Origin of the sequence: Actinomadura parmotrematis, from assembly GCF_019458805.1 — a bacterium.
In the GTDB taxonomy this organism is placed as follows: Bacteria; Actinomycetota; Actinomycetes; order Streptosporangiales; family Streptosporangiaceae; genus Spirillospora; species Spirillospora parmotrematis.
In genome coordinates this window covers 109,656-132,531 of sequence record NZ_JAIBOA010000007.1, presented here as the reverse complement: position 1 = coordinate 132,531, position 22,876 = coordinate 109,656, and the positions used below count along the sequence as shown (strand labels likewise).

Below are 22,876 nucleotides of genomic sequence, written 5' to 3'. Positions count from 1 at the left end.
TCACGGCTAGGGCACTTTTTATCCGCCTTGACGTCCCGCGTCCAAATCCTTGACCTGCGGGGACGCCGGGGAGGGGGTCAGTCGGAGTCCGCGGCGGTGAGGGCGTCGGCGCCGGCGACGATCTCGCTCAGCTCGTTGGTGATCTCGGCCTGGCGGGCCTCGTTGGCCTCGCGGGTCAGCCGGTCCACCAGGTCGTGGGCGTTGTCGGTGGCGGCCATCATCGCGGTACGGCGGGCCGCCCACTCCGCGGCGGCCGACTCCAGCAGCATGTGCCAGATGCGGGCGTTGACGTACTGGCGCAGCAGGCCGTCCAGGGCGGCGGCGGGGGTCGGCTCGAAGTCGTAGGCGGGCAGCAGGACGCCGCCCGCCGCGTCGGCCTCGGCGTCCTCGACGGCGAGCGGCAGGATGCGCCGGACCGTGGTGCGCTGCTCCAGCATCGAGTGGAACTCGGTGTAGACGATGTGGACGGCGCCGACGCCGCCCTCCTCCACGGGGCGGGAGAACGCGTCCAGCAGGGTCGCGCCGATCTCGGCGGCCAGCTCGTAGGTGGGGTGCCCCGAGCGGCCGCCCCACTCCGCGGCCGTCGGCTTCTCGCGGAAGCGGTAGTTGTCGATGCCGCGCTGGCCCTCGGCGTAGACGACCGGCTCGCCGCCCTGCTCGCGCAGCGCGGTGGCGAGCTGGTCCGTCGCCTTGATCACGTTGACGTTGTAGCCGCCGCAGAAGCCGCGGTCGCTGGTCATCATCAGCACCGCGGCGCGGCCGGTGTCGCGGCCGTGGTCGAGCAGGGGGTGGGCGATGCCGTTGTGGTGGCTGACGAGCGCGGAGACCGCCGCGGTCACCTGGTCGGCGTAGGGCTTGGCCGCCGCCAGCCGGTTCTGCGCGGTGGAGATGTTGGCGGTCGCGACCAGTTCCTGGGCGCGGGTGATCTTGGCGGTGGACTTCACCGAGCGGATGCGCGATCGGAGCGCGCGCAGTTGAGCGGCCATGGCGGTCACGCTGCCACGCGGCGGGACCGGCGGCCGGGGGCGCGGAGAGGCCCGGCCCGAGCTTTTACCCGCGCTTCACCGCGCGCCGAACCGGTGCCGCCGGGGGCGTGCGCGGAACCGTCCGGGACCGGACCTAAACTCGTCGGCATGGCACCCCCCGGAGACCCCGCGGTCGAGCTGGACGCGCTGGTGAAGCGCTACGGCGCCGCCACCGCGCTCGACGGCCTGACGCTGCGCGCGGCGCGCGGCGAGGTCACCGCGCTGCTCGGCCCGAACGGGGCGGGCAAGACCACCGCGATCGAGATCTGCGAGGGCTACCGCCGCGCCGACGCCGGCACCGTCCGCGTCCTCGGCGCCGACCCGGCCGCCGGCGGCCGCGACCTGAAGGCCCGCGTCGGCGTCATGCCGCAGTCGGGCGGGGTGCCCGGCACCGCCCGCGCGGGCGAGTTCCTGCGGCTCGTCGCCTCCTTCCACCGCGCGCCCCTCGACCCGGCCGCGCTGCTGGCGCGGCTCGGCCTCACCGAGCACGCCCGCACGCCGTTCCGGCGCCTGTCGGGCGGCCAGCAGCAGCGCCTGTCGCTGGCCGTCGCCGTCGTCGGGCGGCCCGAGCTGGTGTTCCTGGACGAGCCCACCACCGGCCTGGACCCGCAGGCCCGGCACGCCACCTGGGAGCTGGTCGAGGGGCTGCGCGCCGCCGGCGTCGCGGTCGTGCTCACCACCCACCACATGGAGGAGGCCGAGCGCCTCGCCGACCGGGTCGTGATCGTCGACCACGGCCGGGTGGTCGCCGAGGGCTCCCCCGCCGAGCTGACCGGCGCCGAGCGCCAGCTGCGCTTCCGCGCCCGCCCCGGCCTCGGCCTGGAGGAGCTGCTCACCGCCCTGCCCGCCGGCAGCGCCGCCAAGGAGTCGCCCGCCGGGCACTACCTGGTCGAGGGCGACGTGCGGCCCGAGCTGCTCGCCACCGTCACCGCCTGGTGCGCCTCGCACGGCGTCCTCGCCGAGGACCTGCGCATCGAGCGGCGCACGCTGGAGGACGTCTTCCTCGAACTGACCGGACGGGAGCTGCGCGGATGACCGCACCGACGAGCGCGCCGGCGCCGGACCTCAGCCCCGCGCCCGGGGCCGTCCCGCTGCCCCGCATGATCGCCGCGCAGGCGGGCTACGAGCTGCGCGCCACGCTGCGCAACGGCGAGCAGCTCCTCCTCACCCTGGTCATCCCGGTGGTGCTGCTGACCCTGTTCAGCGCCACCTCCCTGCTGGACCTCGGCCCCGGCCGCCGGGTCGACTTCCTGGCCCCCGGCGTCCTCGCCCTCGCGGTCATGTCGACCGCCTTCACAGGGCAGGCCATCGGCACCGGCTTCGAGCGCCGCTACGGCGTGCTCAAGCGGCTCGGCGCGACGCCGCTGCCGCGCGCCGGGCTGATCGCCGCCAAGACCGCCGCCGTCGTGCTGGTCGAGGCCGTGCAGGCCGTCGTGATCGCCGCGGTGGCGCTCGCGCTCGGCTGGCACCCGCACGGGAACCCGCTGCCGGTGGTCGCCCTGCTGCTGCTCGGCACCGCCGCGTTCAGCGGGTTCGGGCTGCTGATGGCCGGGACGCTGCGCGCCGAGGCGACGCTCGCCGCCGCCAACCTCGTCTACGTCCTGCTGCTGGCCGTCGGCGGCGTGGTGTTCCCGCTGGAGAAGTTCCCCGCGGGCGTCCGCTCGGCGCTGGAGCTGCTGCCGATCTCCGCGCTCGCCGACGGCCTGCGGCAGGTCCTCCAGCACGGCGCGGCGCTGCCCGGCAAGCCGCTGCTGGTCCTCGCCGCCTGGGCCGTCGCCGGGCTCGCCCTCGCCGCCCGCTTCTTCCGCTGGGAGTGACCCGCATGGCCCTCGCCGACGCCCCCGGCCCCTGCGCGGACGCGGCACCGCTGCCGCGCCGCGTCCCGCTGCCGTCCCTCGGGTCGGTGCCGCCCACCGCGCTCATCCTCGTCGGCATCGTGTCGGTGCAGATGGGCGCGGGGATCGCCAAGCACATGTTCGCGGCGATGTCGCCGAGCGCCGTCGTGCTGCTGCGGCTCGCCACGTCGGCGGCCGTCCTCGCGGTCCTCTGCCGGGGGGCGCTGCGCGCCGAGCTGCGCGGCCGGACGCGCCGCGACCTCGCGATGGTCGCGGGCTTCGGCCTCACCCTCGCGCTGATGAACTTCTCGATCTACCAGTCGTTCCAGCGGATCCCGCTCGGCATGGCGGTCACCGTCGAGTTCCTCGGGCCGCTCGTCGTCGCGATCGCCGGTTCGCGGCGGGCCCGCGACGCGGTGTGGGCGCTGCTGGCGTTCGCCGGCGTCGCGCTGCTCGCGCAGGGCGGCTCCACCGACCTCATCGGCATCGGGTTCGCGCTGCTCGCGGGCGCCGCGTGGGCCGGCTACATCCTGCTGAGCGCCGCCACCGGGCAGCGGTTCTCGGGCACGACGGGCCTCGCGATCGCCAGCGTCGTCGGCGCCGCGGCCGTCGCCCCCGCCGGCATCGCCACCGGCGGGCCGGCCCTGCTCGATCCGCGGCTGCTGCTGCTCGGGCTCGGCGTCGGCCTGCTGTCGTCGGTGGTCCCCTACACGCTGGAGCTGGAGGCGCTGCGGCGGATGCCGCCGCGGCTGTTCAGCATCCTGATGAGCCTGGAGCCCGCCGCCGCGGCGCTGATCGGCCTGGCGCTGCTCGGCGAGGTGCTGTCGGCCCGCCAGTGGGCGGCGATCGGCTGCGTGATCGTCGCCTGCGTCGGCGCGACCTACGGCCGCCGGGAGCCGCCGCGCGCCGCCGAAGGATGACGATCGCGCGCGGCGCGTGGAAGGATCGGGGACGACACCAGCCGAGAGGAGCCACCGTGACCGGTCGGGCCGAGGACCAGATGCTGCCGCCGGAGTTCTTCGAGGCGGGCAACCCGTCCTTCGTGGAACTGCTGCGCGCGCACTCGCCCGAGATGCTGCCGATCAACCGGGTGGGCGGCTCCGCCGCCGACCTGGAGCTGCCGCACGGCACCACCGTCCTCGCCGTCGTGTTCGACGGCGGCGTCATGATGGCGGGCGACCGCCGCGCCACCTCCGGCAACCGGATCGCCTACCGCGAGCTGGACAAGGTGCAGCGCTCCGACGAGCACTCCGTCGTCGCCTTCGCCGGCACTGTCGGCCTCGCCCTGGAGATGGTGCGCCTGTTCCGCGTCGAGCTGGAGCACTACGAGAAGATGGAGGCGGCGCCGCTGTCGCTGCCGGGCAAGGCCCGCCGCCTCGGCGCCGTCGTCCAGGCCAACTTCGCGCAGGCGCTCCAGGGCCTCGCCGTCGTCCCGCTGTTCGCCGGGTACGACACCGGCAAGGGCACCGCGCACATCTACACCTACGACATCACCGGCTCCCCCAGCGAGGCCCGCGACTTCCACGCCGACGGGTCGGGCTCGCCCTACGCCCTCGGCTCCCTGAAGAAGCTGTGGCGCCCCGGCCTGACCGCCGGGCAGGCCGCGCAGGTGTGCGTCCAGGCGCTCTACGACGCCGCCGACGACGACGCGGCGACCGGCGGCCCCGACCGGACCCGCCGGATCTACCCGACGCTCGCCGTCGTCACCGCCGACGGGTCGCGGGTGCTGCCCGAGGCCGAGGTCGCCGAGGTCGTCGAGCAGGTCGTCACCGACCGGTTCGAGCGCCCGGACGGGCCGGTCGCGCCGCTGCGCTGACGGCGCGGCACCGCCGGGGAGTGTCGGACCCGCCTCCTAGACTCGTGCCATGGCACGGGCGAACGACGAGGCTGCGGCCCTCATCCAGGAACTGGCCGATCTGCTGTCCATCACCGGCGGCGACGCCTTCAAGATCAGGGCGTACGAGAAGGCCGCCCGCGCGGTCGCCGGGCACCCCGAGGACATCGCGGGCATGGACCTGGCCGCGCTGAAGCGGATCCCGACGGTCGGCGAGGCCATCGCCAAGAAGCTGCTGGACTACACCGAGACCGGCACGATCCGGCAGGTCGAGGCGCTCCGCGCCGAGATCCCCGCCAGCGTCCGCACCCTGACCGGCGTCCCGGGCCTCGGCCCGAAGAAGGCGCTCCAGCTCTACCGCGAGCTCGGCATCGCGAGCGTCGACGAGCTGGCGGCCGCGCTCGACGAGGGCCGCCTGCACGGCGTGAAGGGCTTCGGGCCGAAGTCGGAGGAGAACATCCGGCACGGTATCGAGGTGCTGCGCCAGAAGGGCGACCGCGTCCTCGTCGGCACCGCCGCCGAGCTCGCCGAGCGCGTCGTCGAGGCGCTGGCGCCGCTCGCCGAGCGGATCGCGCACGCCGGGTCGCTGCGCCGGATGCGCGAGACCATCGGCGACGTCGACGTCCTGGCGGCGTCGGACGACCCGCGGCCGCTGATGGAGGCGTTCACGGCGCTGCCGTTCGTCACCGAGGTCGTCGCGGGCGGCGACAAGAAGACCTCCGTCCGCACCTTCCGCGGCCCCGACATCGACCTGCGGGTCGTCCCGCCCGACTCCTGGGGCGCGGCCCTGCAGTATTTCACCGGCTCGCAGGCCCACAACGTCCGCACCCGCGAGATCGCCGTGCGGGCCGGGCTGAAGCTGTCGGAGTACGGCCTGTTCACCGCCTCGGGCGAGCGCCTGGCGTCCGCGACCGAGGAGGAGGTCTACGGCCGCCTCGGCCTGCCGTGGATCCCGCCGACGCTGCGCGAGGACACCGGCGAGATCGAGGCGGCCCTGAAGGGCGCGCTGCCCGATGTCGTCACGGTCGAGGACATCACCGGCGACCTGCACAGCCACACCGACCTCACCGACGGCCGCGCGTCCCTGGAGGAGATGGTCGAGGCGGCCGCCGCCCGCGGCCTCACCTACTACGCGATCACCGACCACGCGCCCGACCTCGCCATGCACCGCATGACCGACGCCAAGATGCTCGCCCAGCGCGAGCGCGTCCGCGAGCTGCAGAAGGACTACCCCGGCCTCGTCCTGCTGCACGGCACCGAGCTGAACATCGGCCCGGACGGCTCGGTCGACTGGGACGCCGACTTCCTGGCCGGCTTCGACGTCTGCGTCGCCTCCATCCACTCGCACTTCGCCCAGGACCCGGCCGACACGACCCGCCGCCTGATCACCGCCTGCGAGAACCCGCACGTCAACGTCATCGGCCACCCGACGGCCCGCCAGATCGGCCGCCGCGCCCAGGTCCAGGCCGACTGGGACGAGGTCTTCCGCGCCGCCGCCCGCACCGGCACGGCGATGGAGGTCAACTGCTTCCCCGACCGCCTCGACCTGCCCGCCGACCTCATCCGCCGCGCCCTCCGCCTCGGCGTGAAGTTCGCCGTCGACACCGACGCCCATTCCGTCGAGGACATGCGCAACATCCGCTTCGGCGTCGGCACCGCCCAGCGCGGCTGGCTCACCCCCGACGACGTCATCACCACCTGGCCCCTCCCCCGCCTCCGCGACTTCCTCGCCAAGAAGACCACCTGACCGGCGGCCATCGGCCCTCGAAAACCCGTAACGGCGCGTTCCGGATTCTGTACGTTCCGGATGCGGGCACGGCGCCGACCGGCCGGGCACGGCGTGACAGACTGGGGACGTTCGCGGGCGGCGCCCGCGGGCGACACCGCCCTGGAGGACCCATGACCGCCGCTCCGGACTGGCCGTACGGTCCGTACCGCATCGAGGACTTGGACGCGCTCCCCGACGAGGGCGTCCGCCGTGAACTCGTGAACGGATGGATCGTCGTGGCCCCCTGGCCGAGCACCGTGCACGACCACGCCGCCAAGGTGCTGGAGCGCGCCCTCGAGACGAGGCGGCGGCCGCGGCGGGCGCCGACGTCTACGTCAAGGGTCCCCTCGACATCAAGCTGGGCCCGACCTACCGAGTCCCCGACCTCGCCGTGGTGCACGGCCCGGCCGCCCGCGACGCCCGCGCGCGGCGGGCCAGGGCCTACGACGCGGCCGACGTGCTGCTGATCGCCGAGATCGTCTCACCCCGCAGCAGCAGCGAGCGCACCGGCCGGGTCGACAAGGTCTTCGAGTACGCGCAGGCCGGCATTCCCCGGTACTGGCTCATCGACCTGGAACCCGAGCCCTGCGTCGTCGTCCGCGAGCTGGCCGACGACGGCCGGTACCACGTCACGGGCACCTTCACCGCGGACCTCCCGCTCACCGCGACCGGGCCCTTCGCCTGCGAGCTGGACCCGGCCGCCCTCCTCGACTGATCAGGATCCTCCGGTGACCGTGGGGACGGTGGTCTCGTGGGGGGTGCGGTGGGCGTGCATGGTCCAGAGGAGGTCGGCCAGGTCGGCGGGGTCGGCGGCGGGCAGGGCGGGGACGGGTTCGCCGAGGGCCTGGCGGCGCCGGTATTCGGCCTCGTACGGGGTGCCCAGGATGCGGGCGCCGATGTAGAGCGCCGCCACGTGGACGCCCCGGGGGGCGACTTCGGCGGCGAGGGACCGCAGGTAGTGGCGCTGCGCGGCCAGCAGGGTGGGCCAGCCGCTCATGCCGGGCCTCGCCTGGACGGCGGCGGCGCCCTGCGCGGTGAGGACGGCGCCGTCGCCGCGCTCCAGCATGGCGGGCAGGAACGCGCCGACCAGCGCTAGGAGCGTGTCCAGCGTGATCGCCATGCGGTCGTGCAGGAGGTCCGGGGACAGGGCGGTGGCGGGGACGAACGCCGGGTCGGCGGACGGGCCGTAGTAGAGGACCGCCGGGTCACCGACGTGCGCCCGGATCCGTTCGGCGAGCGCCGGCACCTCGTCGGGGCGGCCCAGGTCGGCGGTGATCGGGTGGGCGGTGACGCCGCCGGCGGACAGCTCGCGGGCGAAGGTCTCCAGGGGGTCGCGGCGGCGGGCGACGAGGGCGACGTCGTAGCCCTCCTTCCCGTAGCGGCGGGCGATGGCCCGGCCCACGCCCGGTCCGGCTCCGAAGACTGCGATGGATGTCGTCATGCGCTCAGCCTGCGGCACCGGCCGTGGACGATCCATGGGTGATGATCCTTGTTCCCTTTGCCATCGTCTAACGTGGCGGCATGGACGTCCTGACGGACCTGCTGAACCGCGCCCGCGCGCGGGACGCGCTGGTCCGGCAGCTCGTCCAGCGGCCGCCGTGGGGGGTGGCGTACGAGGACGCGCCGCCGCTGGCCGTCGCGGCCACGCTCGGCGGGCACGCCTGGATCAGCGTCGGGGACGCGGCCCCGGTGCGGCTCGCCACGGGCGACATCGCCCTGGTCACCGCGCCCGGCGGGTACACCGTCACCGACGATCCGGCGACCCCGCCCGGGTTCGTGATCCGCGAGGGCCGCAAGTATCTGCCCGGCGGCGCGCCCGCCGGACCCGCAGCGGTGCGGGCCGGCCGCACCTACGGTGACGGCGCGGCCGGGGCCACCGTCATGCTGCGCGGGGTGTACGAGCTGCACGGCGACGCCGCCGCCCGGCTGCTGGACCTGCTGCCGCCGCTGGCCATCGTCCCGGCGGGGCCGCGCACCCGCGCGCCCCTGGAGCTGCTGTCCGCCGAGGCCGCCCGCGACGAGCCCGGCCAGGACGCCGTCCTCGCCCGGCTGCTGGACCTGGTCCTGGTGATCGCGCTGCGGGCCTGGTGCACCCGGCCCGGGGCGGAACCGCCCGGCTGGTACCGGGCGCTGGCCGATCCGGCGGTCGGCGCGGCGCTGCGGGCCCTGCACGAGGCCCCCGCCCGCCGGTGGACCGTCGCGTCGCTGGCGGCCGAGGCCGGCCTGTCCCGCGCCGCGTTCGCCGGACGCTTCGCCGCCCTCGTCGGGCGGCCGCCGCTCGGCTACCTCACCGACTGGCGCATGAGCGTCGCGGCCGACCTGCTGCGCGACACCCGGCAGACCGTCGCCGCCGTGGCCCGCCAGGTCGGCTACCAGGACCCGTTCGCGTTCAGCGTGGCGTTCAAGCGCGCCCGGGGGCGCAGCCCGTCGGAGTGGCGGGGCGCCTGATCAGGCGGGCTGGGCGGTGCGGTCGACCGGGGGCGCGGCCGGAGCGGCGTCGAGGGCGCCGCGGTCGCGGAGCGCGAACAGCAGCCGCAGGGCCGCGATCCACATCAGGACGGCGCCCAGCATGTGCAGGACGACGAGGGGCGCGGGCACGCCGGTGAAGTACTGGATGTAGCCGACGGCGCCCTGCGCCAGCTCCAGGGCGGCGAGCTCCAGGGCGCGGCGGCGGACGGCGTGCGGGGCGTCGGTGCGGTGCGCCCAGGCCAGGAAGGCGAGGGTGAGGATCACCGTCAGCCAGGCCAGCGAGCCGTGGATGCGGGCGACGTCCTCGATGTCGAACGGCCAGCGCCGCGCCGCGTTGTCCCCGGCGTGCGGGCCGGTGCCGGTGACGACGGTCCCGGCGATCAGGACGGCGCCGGTCGCGGCGGCGAGCGCCCAGGCGAGGCGGCGGAGGCCCGGGGTGACCAGGCGGCGGGCCGGGGCGTCGCCCTCGCCCGAGCGGATCCACAGCGCGACGCAGAAGACCAGCAGCACCGGCGAGACCAGGAAGTGCAGCGAGACCGCCGCCGGGTGCAGGTCGGTGAGGACGACGATGCCGCCGATGACGGCCTGCGCGACGACGCTGAGCGGCTGCGCGGCGGCGAGCCCGACGAGCTCGCGGCGGCGCGGCCGGAGCCGCAGGGCCGCGACGAACACCAGCACGCCGACGGCGAGGACGACGAAGGTGAGCATCCGGTTGCCGAACTCGATCGACATGTTCAGCGCGTGGTGCTCGGGGTTGTGCGTCGGGGTGAGGCTGTCGCCCGAGCAGCGCGGCCAGTCGGGGCAGCCGAGCCCGGACTTGGTGACGCGCACCGCGCCGCCCGTCGCGACGATGCCGGCGTTGCCGATGACACCGAGGAGCGCGAGCAGCCGGAGCGAGGCCGGGGTGGGGCGCCAGACGGCGTGCCACGCGCGGACCAGCGGGTTGCTCGGGGACGACGGGGCGTCGGATCGTTCAGCCACGGCCCCATCGTATGGGCGGGTGCCGGTGACCTCGACGCACCCCCCGCGCAGCCGTGTCCCCGCCCCGTCCCACCCCGTCCCGCCCCACCCCACCCACGACCACCCGGTGACCGGTGGGTCATCTGGGGGCGGGGGGACGGGGTGGGGGTGTCAGTGGTGGGGTGGGTGGAGGAAGCCGGAGGGGCCTTGCGGCGCCCAGGGCGGGGGGACGGACGCCGGGCGCGGCGGGACGCGCAGGAACGCCTGCCGGGCGAGGGCCATCAGGTTGAGCAGCGCGTCGCGGCGGGCGGCGAACCAGTGCGGCTCGGCGTTGTCGCGCTCGACCCGCTTGTGCAGCAGCGACAGCTCGGTCGCGGCGAGCTGGTAGTCCTCCATCGCGCGGGCCGCGGGCTTGCCGCCGACCGACCGCGCCCAGCGGCGCGCGGCCCGCCGGGACGCCAGGGACCGCAGCATCGCCACGTCCTGCGGGGTGACCAGGCCGGTGCCGGCGTACATCGGCAGGTAGCGCTCGATGCGCCGGACGGTGCCCCGGCGCTCCACCAGGATGATCGTGATGAGGGCGCAGAGCAGCACGAAGTCGGCGAGGTAGACGACGATCAGGCCGGCGCCGCCGCCGATGGCGGTGGACCCGTTCCACAGGCCGTGCAGCAGCATCGCGCCGAGCAGCCCGGCGAGGGGCGCGAGGAGCTGGCCGGGGCCGCCGCGCCGGTGGGTGGCGGCGTAGGCGACGCCGAGGCCGGTCATCGAGGTGAACAGCGGGTGGGAGAACGGCGCGACGAGGCCGCGCAGGATGAACACCGCCTGGAGCTGCTGCGCGCCGCCCTCCTCGAACGCGCGCATGTAGTAGGTGATGTTCTCCATCATCGCGAAGCCGAGGCCGACCATGCAGGCGTAGACGACGCCGTCGGCGAACCCGTCGATCTCGTTGCGGCGCCACCAGAGCAGCCCGAACAGCACCGCGCCCTTCAGCGACTCCTCGATCACCGGGGCGCCGAAGGTGGCGCTGACGAAGTGCCCCTTGGTCTCCCCGAAGATCGGGACGGTCACGTACAGCAGCCCGAGGGTGTTCAGCACGAGCGCGACGAGGACGGCGACGCCCGCGCCCCACAGGAACGAGAACACCAGGACGCGCGGCGGCTCGGGCTCCATCCGGTCGACGGCGAGCACCAGCGCGACCAGCATCGGGATCGGCAGGATCGCCAGGATCGCCCCGACCCAGAAGCCGGCGCCGCCCGACAGGGCGTCCAGGGCGAGCGCCAGCACGATGCAGAGGGAGGAGACCAGGACCCCGGCGATCAGGGCCACCGGGGGACGCCCCGGGGTCCGGCCGTCCAGTACCGCCTGGGGATCAACGAGCGCCATGCCCCGAGCGTAACGGCCGGACGGCCGCCGCGCCCGGTGCGGCGGGCCCGTGCCGCGGGCTCAGTGCAGCAGCGGGTCGATCGCGACGACGGTGAACAGCAGCGCCAGGTACACGTTCGACAGGTGGAAGAACCGCATCGGCCGGAGCTGGACGCCGGTGACGCCGGCCCGCACCGCCTTCAGCAGCCGGTGCCCCTCGGCCAGGAACACCGCGCCGAGGACGACGGCGGCGACCCCGTACACCGGGCTCATCCCGGCGACCGGCCAGAGCAGCAGCGAGCAGGCGACGGTGGCGTAGGTGTAGGCCAGGCTCTCGGTGACGACGCGGCGCTCGGTCGCGACGACCGGCAGCATCGGGACCTTGGCGACCGCGTAGTCCTCGCGGTAGCGCATGGCGAGCGTCCAGGTGTGCGGCGGCGTCCAGAGGAACACCACGCCGAACAGCACCAGCGGCGTCCAGGCGAGCGACCCCGTGATCGCCGCCCAGCCGATCATCACGGGCATGCAGCCCGCGATGCCGCCCCACACCACGTTCTGCGACGTGCGGCGCTTCAGCAGCAGCGAGTACACGAAGATGTAGAACAGGATCGCGAACAGCGACATCGCGGCCGCGAGGACGTTGACGGCGAGCCCGAACCCGACGGTCGACACGGTGGCGAGCGTCACACCGAACACCAGGGCGCGGCCCGGCAGCACCTGCGCGCGGGCGAGCGGCCGGCGGCGGGTGCGGCGCATCTTGGCGTCGATGTCGCGGTCGATGTAGCAGTTGATGGCGTTGGCGGCGCCGGCCGACATCGTCCCGAAGGCCAGCGTCAGCAGGACCGTCGAGAGCGGCGGCACACCCTTGGCGGCCAGGAACATCACCGGGATGGTGGTGATCAGGAGCAGCTCGATGACGCGCGGCTTGGTGAGCGCCACGTAGGCGCGCAGGCTCGCGGCGATCGGCCGGCGTCCGGCCACCGGCTCGGGTGGGACGACGGCCGGTGCCCCCGGCACCTGGTCGTCGAGGTCGATCCCGAGCTTGTTACTGAGCACCGTCACAATCGGGTCCACGTTCGAGTAGGGAGAAGTAGGCCGCGCACCATCGGAATGGTCCCCCGCGGATGGATCACGCCGTCGCCGGCCGGCGGGCCGGGTCTTGGTTCCAGGACTGGTCGCAGCCGCTGCGCGCGACCGCGTCATCACTGTAGTCCGCCCCCCGCCGGGGTCGAGCACCGGGGCACCGGACGCGCCGGGCCGGCCGTCCGGGAGGGGGGACGCGCGCGCCCCCGGAGGCCGCCCCGGACGGGGAGGGGCGGGCTCCCCCGACACTTCACCCGGGCGAGGGGTTAGCCCTGGAAACGTCAGGGCAAGGGTCGGGTTGTGCGGCCGGTGGCGGTGCTCCGCGGTTCGATAGGCTCGCCCGCGGTCCCGGCGCCTTCCGGCCGGGCCGTCGAGCGGCGTCGTTCGGGGCACGGGCGCCGAGCCCGCCCGCGGGGACGCGGCTCGCCGAATACAGGGAAGACCTGCGGCGCGCGCCGCGTTGCGGATCATGTGGCCGCGATGCCCGGCGCGCGCCGACCGATATTGGCTGCAGAAGCGGTTCGAGAGGAGCCTGGCGTTCCGTGAGTGGGGACAACAGCACGTTCAAGTGGTCCGAGCTGGACCGGAAGGCGACGGACGTGGTCCGCGCGCTCGCCATGGACGCGGTCGAGGAGGCGGGCTCGGGCCACCCCGGGACCGCGATGAGCCTCGCGCCCGCGGCCTACCTGCTGTTCCAGCGTTTCCTGAAGCACGACCCGACCGACCCGGACTGGGCCGGCCGCGACCGGTTCGTCCTGTCGGCCGGTCACTCCAGCCTGACCCTCTACATCCAGCTGTACCTGTCGGGGTACCCGCTGACGCTGGACGACCTGAAGTCGCTGCGCAAGTGGGGCAGCCTCACCCCGGGGCACCCCGAGCACGGGCACACCGCCGGGGTGGAGACCACCACCGGCCCGCTCGGGCAGGGCCTCGGCAACGCCGTCGGCATGGCGATGGCCGCGCGCCGCGAGCGGGGCCTGTTCGACCCCGACGCCGCCGCGGGCGCGTCGCCGTTCGACCACACCATCTGGGCGATCGCCTCCGACGGCGACATCGAGGAGGGCATCAGCCACGAGGCGAGCGCCCTGGCCGCCCACCAGCGCCTCGGCAACCTCGTGGTGATCTACGACGACAACCACATCTCGATCGAGGACGACACCCTCATCGCCAAGTCCGAGGACGTGGCGGCCCGCTACGAGGCCTACGGCTGGGACGTCCACCACGTGGACTGGACCCGCGACGGCGACTACAGCGAGAACGTCGAGGAGCTCGCCGCGGCGCTGGAGGCGGCCCGCGCGGAGACCGGGCGCCCGTCGTTCATCGCGCTGCGCACCGTCATCGGCTGGCCGGCGCCGAACAAGAAGGACACCGGCAAGATCCACGGCTCGGCGCTCGGCGCCGACGAGGTCGCCGCCACCAAGAAGATCCTCGGGATGGACCCGGGCAAGTCGTTCGTGGTGCCCGAGGAGGTCCTCGCGCACGCCCGCGAGGTGTCCGACCGCGGCCGCGCGGCGCACGCCGAGTGGGAGAAGGGCTACCTGGCCTGGCGCGAGGCCAACCCCGAGCGCGCCGCCGAGTACGACCGGATCGCCAAGCGCGAGCTGCCGGCGGGATGGACGTCGGCGCTGCCGGAGTTCGAGGCGGGCAAGGACGTCGCGACGCGCGCCGCGTCCGGCGACGTGCTGAGCGCGCTCGCGCCGGTGCTGCCGGAGCTGTGGGGCGGGTCGGCCGACCTCGCCGAGAGCAACAACACCACGATGAAGGGCGAGCCGTCCTTCATCCCCGAGGAGTTCCAGACCAAGGACTTCCCGGGCGGCCCCTACGGGCGCACGCTGCACTTCGGCATCCGCGAGCACGCCATGGGCTCGATCCTCAACGGCATCGCGCTGCACGGCGGCACCCGCCCCTACGGCGGCACGTTCCTGGTGTTCAGCGACTACATGCGCCCGGCGGTGCGGCTCGCCGCGCTGATGAAGCTGCCGGTCACCTACGTGTGGACGCACGACTCGATCGGCCTCGGCGAGGACGGCCCGACGCACCAGCCGGTCGAGCACCTGTGGGCGCTGCGCGCCATCCCCGGCCTCGACGTCGTCCGGCCCGCGGACGCCAACGAGACGGCCGTCGCCTGGCGCACCGTGCTGGAGCACACCGACCGACCGGCCGGCCTCGCGCTCACCCGGCAGAAGCTGCCGACGGTCGCGCGCGGCGCGGGCGGCCTGGCGTCCGCCGAGGGCGCCGCCAAGGGCGGCTACACGCTGGCCGACGCCTCCAACGGGCAGCCGAAGGTGATCATCATCGCCACCGGCAGCGAGGTGCAGCTGGCGCTCGCGGCCCGCGAGACGCTGGAGGGCGAGGGCACCCCGACGCGCGTCGTGTCGATGCCGTGCGTGGAGTGGTTCGAGGAGCAGGACGACGCCTACCGGCAGCAGGTGCTGCCGCCTGCGGTGAAGGCCCGCGTCTCGGTCGAGGCCGGCATCGCGCTCGGCTGGCGCTCCTACGTCGGCGACCACGGCCAGTCCGTGAGCCTGGAGCACTTCGGTGCCTCCGCCGACTACAAGACGCTGTACGAGCAGTTCGGCATCACCGCCGAACGCGTCGTCGCGGCCGCCAAGTCCAGCCTGATCAAGGCGGGCGTGGACGACGCCGGCCAGGGCTCCACCACCGGGAACTGACGACGGCTTTCCGTCATACCCCCGTCCGCGGCGGGTACCGCGGACCCCATAGGAGGATGCGATGAGCGAGGCATTGAAGAAGCTGTCCGGCGAGGGCGTGTCCATCTGGCTGGACGACATCAGCCGCGAGCGGCTGCGGACGGGGAACCTGGAGCGGCTGGTCGAGGACAAGGAGGTGGTCGGGGTCACCTCGAACCCGACCATCTTCGCCAAGGCGCTGTCCAAGGGCGACGCCTACGACGGGCAGGTGCGCGACCTGGCGGTCCGCGGCGTCGACGTGGAGGAGGCCGTGCGGGCCATCACCACCTACGACATCCGCTGGGGCGCCGACGTGCTGCGCGGCGTGTACGACCGCACCGGCGGCCTGGACGGCCGGGTGTCGATCGAGGTCGACCCGCGGCTGGCGCACGACACCGAGAAGACCACCGCCGAGGCCAAGGCCCTGTGGTGGATGGTGGACCGGCCGAACGTCTACATCAAGATCCCGGCGACCGAGGCGGGGCTGCCGTCGATCACCGCGGCGATCGCCGAGGGGATCAGCGTGAACGTCACCCTGATCTTCTCGCTGGAGCGCTACGGCAAGGTCATCGACGCCTACTTCGAGGGGCTGGAGCAGGCCCGCGCGGCGGGCCGCGACCTCACCCGGATCTCCTCGGTGGCGTCGTTCTTCGTCAGCCGGGTCGACACCGAGATCGACAAGCGGCTCGACAAGGCGGGCTCGGACGCGGCGAAGGCGCTGCGCTCCAAGGCCGGCGTCGCCAACGCCCGCCTGGCCTACAAGCTGTACGAGGAGAAGTTCGCCTCGGACCGCTGGCAGGCGCTGAAGGACGCGGGCGCCCGCCCGCAGCGGCCGCTGTGGGCCTCCACCGGCGTGAAGGACCCGAACCTGCCCGACACGCTGTACGTGGACCAGCTCGTCGCGCCCGGCACCGTCAACACGATGCCGGAGGCGACGCTGGACGCCGAGGCCGACCACGGGAACCCGACCGGCGACACCGTCACCCCGAACTACGCCGACGCGCAGGCCCACATGGACGCCCTCAAGGACGCCGGCGTGGACTACGACGACGTGGTGAGGGTGCTGGAGGAGGAGGGCGTCGAGAAGTTCGAGCAGTCCTGGAAGGAGCTGCTGGACACCGTCGACGGCGAGCTGAAGAGCAAGGCCGGCGCGTGACGTCGGTGGTGACCGCCGGCGGCGTGTCGGTCACCGTGCGCGGCAGCGCCGTCGAGGAGGGCGAGACGGTCCTGGACCGGCTCGTCGGCGACGGCGCGCCGCGCTCGCTCGCGGCGGGCACCACCACCCTGTGGGGGCCGGACGCCGCGCCGCTCGCGGCGCGGCGCCTCGGCTGGCTCGGCCTGCCCGAGTCCGCGCGCCCGCTCGCCCGGCGGCTCGCCGGGCGGGCGGGCGCCGCCCGGGGCGCGGGCCTGGACCGCGTCGTGCTGATCGCGGTCGGCGGCCCGGCGGCCGCCGCCGAGGTCATCGCCCGCTCGGCGGGCGCGCCCCTCACCGTCCTCGACAGCACCGACCCGCAGCGGGCCGCGGCGGTGCTCGCCGAGGCCCCGGCGCGGACGCTCGTCGTCGTCGCCGACAAGGCGGGCGATTCGCTGGAGGTGGACGCGCTCCGCCGCGTCGCCGAACGCGCCCTGTGGGAGGCCGGGGTCGGCGACCCGGCCGCCCGCTTCGTCGTCGTCACCGACCCGGGGACGCCGCTGGAGGCGCTCGCCGCCGACTCGGGCTACGAGGTGGAGCACACCGACCCCGAGACCGGCGACCGGTTCGCCGCGCTCGACGCCTCGGCGCTCGTCCCGGCCGCGCTCGCGGGCGTGGACGTGACGCGCCTGCTGGACGAGGCGGCCGCGCTGCTGCCGGCCCTCGCCCAGCCCTACGACAACCCCCCGCTCGTGCTCGGCGCGGCCCTCGCCTCCAGCGCCCTGGCGGGACGCGACAAGGTGGTCCTGGCCGACCAGGGCTCGGGCCTGCCGGGCCTCGGCTCCTGGGTCGAGCAGCTGCTGAGCGGCGCGCTCGGCAAGGACGGCCGCGGCGTGCTGCCGGTCGCGCTCGACGACGTCGACGACCCGGGCTTCGAGCTCACCCCCGGGATGCGGCGGATCGTCCTCGGGTCGCGCCCCGACGAGCCGGGCGCGGGCCGCGAGGCGGGCGCCAGCGTCGCCGGGCCGCTCGGCGCGCAGTTCCTCATGTGGGAGTACGCGGCCGCGATCGCGGCCCGGGTGCTCGGGGTGAACCCCTTCGACGCCCCGAACACCGCCGAGTCCGCCGACAGCGCGCTCGCGCTGCTGCGGCCCGAGGAGGGCGCCGCCCCCACGGTGATCGTCCGCCCTCCCCTGCTGGCCTTCGGCGCCGTCCAGGTGCACGGCCCGGACGACCTGCTGGACGGCGCCAAGGAGCTGCCGGACGTGCTGGACGCCCTGCTGGACGCGGCGCCCGACGACGGCTACCTCGCGGTGCTGGCCTACCTGGACCGCCACGGCGACGCGCCGGTGGCCGCGCTGCGGGCGCGGCTCGCCTCGCGGGCCCGGCGGATCCGGCGGAACGCGGTGCCGGTGACGTTCGGGTGGGCGCCGCAGGCGCTGCACGGCGCCGGCCAGTTCCACAAGGGCGGGCCGCAGACCGGGGTGTTCCTGCAGCTCACCGGCGACACCGAGGCGGAGCTGCCGGTGCCGGGGCGGCCCTACAGCCTGCGGGAGCTGCAGCTCGCGCAGGCGTTCGGCGACCTGCGGGTGCTGCGCTCGCGCGGCCGGCCCGCCGTCCGCCTGCACCTCACCGACCGGGCCGCGGGCATTCGGCAGCTCCTTGACGCCCTGCCGGAATGACCGTTCGCACCGCTGTCACCAGAAGATCGCCCAGAAGGTCGCGGATGCCGCTCGACTCCTGGAACGATGGGGGCGGGAGGAACGGTGTCCGGATACGACGTACTGACGCGCGGCGACGTGCTGCACGCGGCCCTGCAGGCCCGCGACTACCTCGTGGGCTGCGGCGTGCCCGGCGCCCTCGCCGGCAAGGATCCGCGCCTGTGGGGGCGGCGCGCGGTGGACCACAGCAGGCTCGGCTGGCTCGACCTGCCGGCGGCCTCGCGCGGCCTGCTGGAGCAGATCGACGGCCTGGTCGCCGAGACCCGCTACTCGGGCCTGGACCACATCGTGCTGATCGGGGTGGGCGCCGAGGCGCTCGCCGCGCAGGCGATCATGGAGGGGCGGCCGGCCGGCGCCGCCGCCCCGGCGGGCGAGCTCACCGTCCTGGACGGCGCCGACACCGCCGCGCTGGACCTGGCGCTGGAGCGCCTGGACCGCACCCTGGTGGTGCTGTCCAGCAAGGCCGGCGTGTCCCTGGAGGGCGACGCCTACCGGCGCATCTTCACCGCGGCGTTCCGCGAGCACGGCCTGTCCGAGCGGGAGATCGCCGGGCGGTTCCTGGTCGTCACCGACCACGGCAGCCCGCTGCACGACTTCGCCCGCCAGTGCGGGTACCGGGTCGGGCTCACCGACCCCTACCTGCCGGGGCACTTCGGGGCGCTGTCGGCCTACGGGCTCGTCCCGGCGCTGCTCGCGGGCGCCGACGTGCACCGGCTGCTGGACGAGGCCGAGGCGCTGCTGCCGTCGCTGGCGCGGGCCGAGGACAACCCCGGGCTGCTGCTCGGCGCGATCCTCGGCGGCTGCGCGCAGCAGGGCGGCGGCGGCGCGGCCCGCGACAAGGTGGTGCTGCGCGAGGCGGGCCGCGGCAGCGCCCTCACCGACTGGATCGCCCAGCTGCTCGCCGTCGGCACCGGCAAGCGGGGCCGCGGCGTGCTGCCGTTCGCGCCGCCCGGCGTCCCGCAGGAGCTGCCCGACGTGCACGGCATCGCGATCAACCCGGGCGCGGCGGCGCCCGCCGAGGCCGACACCTCGCTGTGGGCGCCGCTCGGCGCGCAGTTCCTGCTGTGGGAGTACGCGACCGCCGTCACCGGCTGGCTGCTCGGCGTGAACCCGTTCGAGGCGGGCGGCACCAGCGTCCAGGAGGCCGAGGACGACGCGGCCACGCTGCTCCGTGACGCGGCGGGCGGGCCCCTCGACGAGGGCCGGCCGGCGTTCGTCGACGGCGGCATCGAGGTGCACGCCGACCTCGGCCAGCCCGTCGGCGGCGACCTCGCCGCCGTGCTGGCGGGCCTGCTGGACCGCGTCCCGGGCACCGGCTACCTGTCGGTGGTGTCCTACCTGTCGGGCGAGTTCTCCGGCCGCTACCTGGCGCCCGCGCTCGCCCGCGGCGCGCACCGGCCCGTCTGCTACGGCGCCGGCCCCGGCTACCTGCACGCGACCGGCCCGGTGCACAAGGACGGACCGGGCACCGGCGCGTTCCTGGTGGTCACCGGCGACGCCCCCGACGGCGGGGCCGGCGACCGCCCCGTCCCGGGCCGCCCCTACGGGCTGGCGCGGCTCCAGCTCGCGCGCGGCCTCGCCGAGGTGCGGGCGCTCCGCGAGCGGGGCCTGCCCGTCGTCCGGCTGCACCTGCGGGATCCGGCCGGGGGCGTCGGGCGCCTCGCGGAGGTGGTCCGCTCGGTGTCCCTGTCGATGTCGTCGCCGTCCGCCCGGCCGTGACCGGTTTCACCTCGGTCGTCGCCGGCGGGACGACCATCACGGCGCGCGGCGCGGTCCGCGACGCCGCCGAGCGGGTGCTCGGGCGGCTCTGGATCGACCGGGTGCCGGCCCGCCTCGCCGCCGAGGACGCCGACCTGTGGCCCGCGTCGGCGGGCCGCGACGACGGCCCGCTCTGCCGGCCCGCCCGGCCGGGCCCGTCGCGGGCGCTGCTGGAGCGCCTGGCCGGGCTGCGCGCCGAGACCGCCGCGGCGGGCCTCACCGAGGTCGCCTTCGCCGGTCCGCGCACGGCCGCGGCCGCCGTTGGCCTCGCCGTCCGCGGCTTCTCCGACGGGACGGGGGCGCCGCCGGCGTCGCTGGAGGGCGGCGACCCGGGCCCGGTGGCCCGCCTGGCCGCCGATCCCGCGCGCCTCGCCCGGACGGCCGTCGTGCTGGGCGGGAACGATCCAGTCCTCGGCGAGGTCCGCGACCGGCTCACCGACCGGCTCACCGCGGCGGGCCTCGCGCCCGGGGAGGCCGCCGCGCGGTTCGTCGTCGTGGCGCCGCCCGGCTCGGACGCGGCCGAGGACGCCGCCGAGCGCGGCCACCGGTTCGTCCCCGCGCCCGCGCCGACGGCGTTCGGGGCGCTGTCGCCCTACGCGCTCGTCCCGGCCGCGCTCGCGGGCGCGGACGTGGCGGCGCTGCTGGACGAGGCGGCCGCGGTGCTGCCCGCGCTCGCCCGCCCGGAGAACAACCCCGGCCTCGTCCTCGGCGCGATCCTCGGCGGCGCCGCCCGCGCCGGCCGCGAGACGGTCGTGCTGGACGGCTTCCGGGCGGCGCCGCCCGCCCTGGCCGACTGGATCGGCGTGCTGCTGCAGGAGAGCACCGGCGGCCGGTTGCGGCCGCTCGTGCAGTACGGCGGCGTCCCGGTGCTGCCGGGCGACGACGTGTTCCTGCTGACGCTGGACGGGCGCCCCCACCAGGACGACGCGACGGTCTCCGGGCCGCTCGCCGCCCAGCTGGTGGTGTGGGAGCACGCCGCCGCGGTGGCCGCCTACCTGCTCGGCGGCGACCCGCTGGCGCCCGCGCGGGCCGGCCCGGAGGCGGCCGGCGCCGAGCGCGCCGCGCCGCTGTTCACCGAGGGGGCGGGCGCCACGATGGTGGAGATCCGCACCGCCGACCCCGGCCTGACCGGGGCGAGCGACCTCAGCGACCTGTTCGCGCTGCTCGCCGGCCGGGCGTCCGCCGACGGGCCGCTGTCGGTCGCGGCGTTCCTCGACGCCGACCCGGTGCGCGGCGAGGGCGCGCAGGTGCGCAGGCTGGCCGCGGTGCTGGCGGCGCGGGCCGCCCGCCCCGTGACCGTGGCCTGGGGTTGCCGTTGCCCGGCCATCGGGAATGATCTCCGCGAGAAGGGCGTATACCTGGTGCTGTCCGGCGACGTGTGGTCCGGCGGCGCCCGCCGGACCGGCGGCGGCGGGGACCGCGGCGGCCCGGTGGGGGCGCGGCGGTTCGCGCGGGCGGCGGGTGCGGCCCGCGCCGCGCACGCCGCCGGGCGGCCGGTGGCGTGGCTGCACCTGCGCGACCGGCGCGCCGGGCTCGCCCGGCTCCTGGACTCGGCGCGGTCGGGAGAATGAAATGCTCGCAGTGCGGCGCCGCACGTGGCGCCGCATGTGGCACCACGCGTGGCACGACAGCGTGATAGCGGACGGAAAGCGTGGGCACAGGACCCACGGACGAGATGCTGAGAATGGGAAAGAGGGGGCGCCCACGTGAGCGACACACCCAATCCGCTCCGGGATCCCCGGGACAAGCGGCTACCGCGCGTGGCAGGGCCGAGCGTGCTCGTGCTGTTCGGCGTCACCGGGGACCTGTCGCGCAAGAAGCTCCTGCCCGCCATCTACGACCTGGCCAACCGCGGGCTGCTGCCGCCGGGCTTCTCCCTGGTCGGGTTCGCCCGCCGCGACTGGGACCACCAGGACTTCCGCCAGATCGCCTACGACGCGGTCAAGGAGCACGCCCGCACCCCCTTCCGCGAGGACGTGTGGACGCACCTGGCCGAGGGGATGCACTTCGTCCCCGGCGAGTTCGACGACCCCGGCGCGTTCGAGGCCCTGGCGATGGCGGTCAAGGAGCTGGACACCAGCCGCGGCACCGGCGGGAACTACGCCTTCTACCTGTCGATCCCGCCCAAGTTCTTCCCCCAGGTCATCGAGCAGCTCCAGGCGAGCGGCCTGGCCGACCGCGACAACGGCCACGGCGGGTTCCGCCGGGTCGTCATCGAGAAGCCGTTCGGGCACGACCTGACGAGCGCGCTGGAGCTGAACGAGACGGTGCACCGCGTCTTCCCCGAGGAGTCGATCTTCCGGATCGACCACTACCTCGGCAAGGAGACGGTGCAGAACATCCTGGCGCTGCGGTTCGCCAACACGATGTGGGAGCCGATCTGGAACCGCGGCTACGTCGACCACGTGCAGATCACCATGGCCGAGGACATCGGCATCGGCGGCCGCGCGGGCTACTACGACGGGATCGGCGCCGCCCGCGACGTCATCCAGAACCACCTGCTGCAGCTCCTCGCGCTCACCGCGATGGAGGAGCCGACGTCCTTCAGCGCCGAGTCGGTGCGCGCCGAGAAGGCCAAGATCCTGTCGTCGGTGCGGCTGCCCGAGGACCTGGCCGCCAGCACCGCGCACGGGCAGTACGCGGCGGGCTGGCAGGGCGGCGTGAAGGTCAAGGGGTACCTGGAGGAGGACGGCATCCCGGCCGACTCCCGCACCGAGACCTACGCCGCGATCAAGCTGGAGATCGACAACCGGCGGTGGGCGGGCGTCCCGTTCTACCTGCGCACCGGCAAGCGGCTCTCGCGCCGCGTCTCGGAGGTCGCGCTGATCTTCCAGAAGGCGCCGCACCTGCCGTTCTCCCAGACCGACACCGAGGAGCTCGGGCAGAACGCCCTGGTCATGCGGGTGCAGCCGGACGAGGGCATCACCGTGCGGTTCGGGTCCAAGGTGCCCGGCACCGCGATGGAGATCCGCGACGTCAGCATGGACTTCGCCTACGGCGAGTCGTTCACCGAGTCCTCCCCCGAGGCGTACGAGCGGCTGCTGCTGGACGTGCTCATCGGCGACCCGCCGCTGTTCCCGCGGCAGGAGGAGGTCGAGCTGTCCTGGAAGATCCTCGACCCGATCGAGGAGTACTGGGCGTCGCGCAAGAAGGTCGACCAGTACAAGTCCGGCGGCTACGGCCCGGCCAGCGCCGACGACCTCATGGCCCGCGACGGCCGCGCCTGGAGGCGACTCTAA

The 22,876-nt window shown here is 75.1% G+C and carries 18 protein-coding genes; 13 read left to right on the top strand and 5 right to left on the bottom strand.

Annotated features, from left to right (window positions below):
* Window positions 1-77: 77 nt before the first annotated feature.
* Complete coding sequence (locus K1Y72_RS12930) at window positions 78-986, bottom strand: F0F1 ATP synthase subunit gamma (protein ID WP_220166395.1); 909 nt, start codon at window positions 984-986, stop codon at window positions 78-80.
* A 147-nt stretch (window positions 987-1,133) separates the two neighbouring features.
* Between K1Y72_RS12930 and K1Y72_RS12925 the strand changes: the two genes are divergently transcribed.
* The 6 genes from K1Y72_RS12925 (at window position 1,134) to K1Y72_RS12900 (ending at window position 7,177) form a co-directional block, all read left to right on the top strand.
* Window positions 1,134-2,060 (top strand): ABC transporter ATP-binding protein, encoded by a 927-nt coding sequence (locus tag K1Y72_RS12925; protein ID WP_220166394.1) that lies wholly within the window; start codon window positions 1,134-1,136, stop codon window positions 2,058-2,060.
* Window positions 2,057-2,842 carry an ABC transporter permease gene (locus K1Y72_RS12920; RefSeq protein ID WP_220166392.1) on the top strand — a complete coding sequence of 262 codons (786 nt, stop codon included), beginning with the start codon at window positions 2,057-2,059 and terminating at the stop codon, window positions 2,840-2,842. The genes K1Y72_RS12925 and K1Y72_RS12920 overlap by 4 nt, the downstream gene beginning before the upstream one ends.
* Before the next feature lie 5 nt (window positions 2,843-2,847).
* Entirely contained in the window at window positions 2,848-3,780 is a 933-nt protein-coding gene (locus K1Y72_RS12915) for an EamA family transporter (protein WP_220166389.1), read from the top strand.
* 80 nt (window positions 3,781-3,860) lie between these two features.
* Complete coding sequence (prcB, locus tag K1Y72_RS12910; RefSeq protein ID WP_220166671.1) at window positions 3,861-4,676, top strand: proteasome subunit beta; 816 nt, start codon at window positions 3,861-3,863, stop codon at window positions 4,674-4,676.
* Window positions 4,677-4,725: 49 nt separating this feature from the next.
* Entirely contained in the window at window positions 4,726-6,441 is a 1,716-nt protein-coding gene (polX, locus tag K1Y72_RS12905) for a DNA polymerase/3'-5' exonuclease PolX (protein WP_220166388.1), read from the top strand.
* Between the two features lie 247 nt (window positions 6,442-6,688).
* Window positions 6,689-7,177, top strand: coding sequence for a Uma2 family endonuclease (locus tag K1Y72_RS12900; protein WP_220166386.1), 489 nt, complete (start codon window positions 6,689-6,691; stop codon window positions 7,175-7,177).
* On the opposite strand, the gene K1Y72_RS12895 is transcribed toward K1Y72_RS12900, so the two are convergent.
* Window positions 7,178-7,903, bottom strand: coding sequence for an SDR family NAD(P)-dependent oxidoreductase (locus tag K1Y72_RS12895; protein ID WP_220166384.1), 726 nt, complete (start codon window positions 7,901-7,903; stop codon window positions 7,178-7,180).
* An 80-nt stretch (window positions 7,904-7,983) separates the two neighbouring features.
* On the opposite strand from K1Y72_RS12895, the gene K1Y72_RS12890 reads away from it, so the two are divergent.
* Window positions 7,984-8,910, top strand: a complete 927-nt coding sequence (locus tag K1Y72_RS12890) for an AraC family transcriptional regulator (protein ID WP_220166382.1) — start codon at window positions 7,984-7,986, stop codon at window positions 8,908-8,910.
* Here K1Y72_RS12890 and K1Y72_RS12885 read toward each other — a convergent pair whose 3' ends face one another.
* The 3 genes from K1Y72_RS12885 to K1Y72_RS12875 all read right to left on the bottom strand — a co-directional run bounded on the left by K1Y72_RS12885 (window position 8,911) and on the right by K1Y72_RS12875 (window position 12,315).
* Window positions 8,911-9,912: a COX15/CtaA family protein gene (locus K1Y72_RS12885; RefSeq protein WP_220166380.1), complete on the bottom strand. Its 1,002-nt coding sequence runs from the start codon at window positions 9,910-9,912 to the stop codon at window positions 8,911-8,913.
* A 150-nt stretch (window positions 9,913-10,062) separates the two neighbouring features.
* Entirely contained in the window at window positions 10,063-11,274 is a 1,212-nt protein-coding gene (locus K1Y72_RS12880; RefSeq protein WP_220166378.1) for a PrsW family intramembrane metalloprotease, read from the bottom strand.
* Between the two features lie 60 nt (window positions 11,275-11,334).
* Entirely contained in the window at window positions 11,335-12,315 is a 981-nt protein-coding gene (locus K1Y72_RS12875; RefSeq protein WP_220166376.1) for a heme o synthase, read from the bottom strand.
* 638 nt (window positions 12,316-12,953) lie between these two features.
* Here K1Y72_RS12875 and tkt point away from each other — a divergent pair.
* The 6 genes from tkt (at window position 12,954) to zwf (ending at window position 22,876) form a co-directional block, all read left to right on the top strand.
* Window positions 12,954-15,008: a transketolase gene (gene tkt, locus K1Y72_RS12870; protein ID WP_372452886.1), complete on the top strand. Its 2,055-nt coding sequence runs from the start codon at window positions 12,954-12,956 to the stop codon at window positions 15,006-15,008.
* 61 nt (window positions 15,009-15,069) lie between these two features.
* A complete protein-coding gene (gene tal, locus K1Y72_RS12865) occupies window positions 15,070-16,182 on the top strand; it encodes a transaldolase (protein ID WP_220166372.1) in 1,113 nt (370 codons plus the stop codon).
* Window positions 16,179-17,840, top strand: a complete 1,662-nt coding sequence (locus K1Y72_RS12860; protein ID WP_220166370.1) for a glucose-6-phosphate isomerase — start codon at window positions 16,179-16,181, stop codon at window positions 17,838-17,840. Before tal ends, K1Y72_RS12860 begins: the two co-directional genes overlap by 4 nt.
* An 84-nt stretch (window positions 17,841-17,924) precedes the next feature.
* The gene (locus K1Y72_RS12855; protein ID WP_220166369.1) at window positions 17,925-19,598 is read left to right on the top strand and encodes a phosphoheptose isomerase; all 1,674 of its coding nucleotides are present in this window, start codon (window positions 17,925-17,927) and stop codon (window positions 19,596-19,598) included.
* Window positions 19,595-21,208, top strand: a complete 1,614-nt coding sequence (locus K1Y72_RS12850; protein ID WP_220166368.1) for a hypothetical protein — start codon at window positions 19,595-19,597, stop codon at window positions 21,206-21,208. The genes K1Y72_RS12855 and K1Y72_RS12850 overlap by 4 nt, the downstream gene beginning before the upstream one ends.
* 189 nt (window positions 21,209-21,397) lie before the next feature.
* Window positions 21,398-22,876, top strand: a complete 1,479-nt coding sequence (zwf, locus tag K1Y72_RS12845) for a glucose-6-phosphate dehydrogenase (protein ID WP_372452873.1) — start codon at window positions 21,398-21,400, stop codon at window positions 22,874-22,876.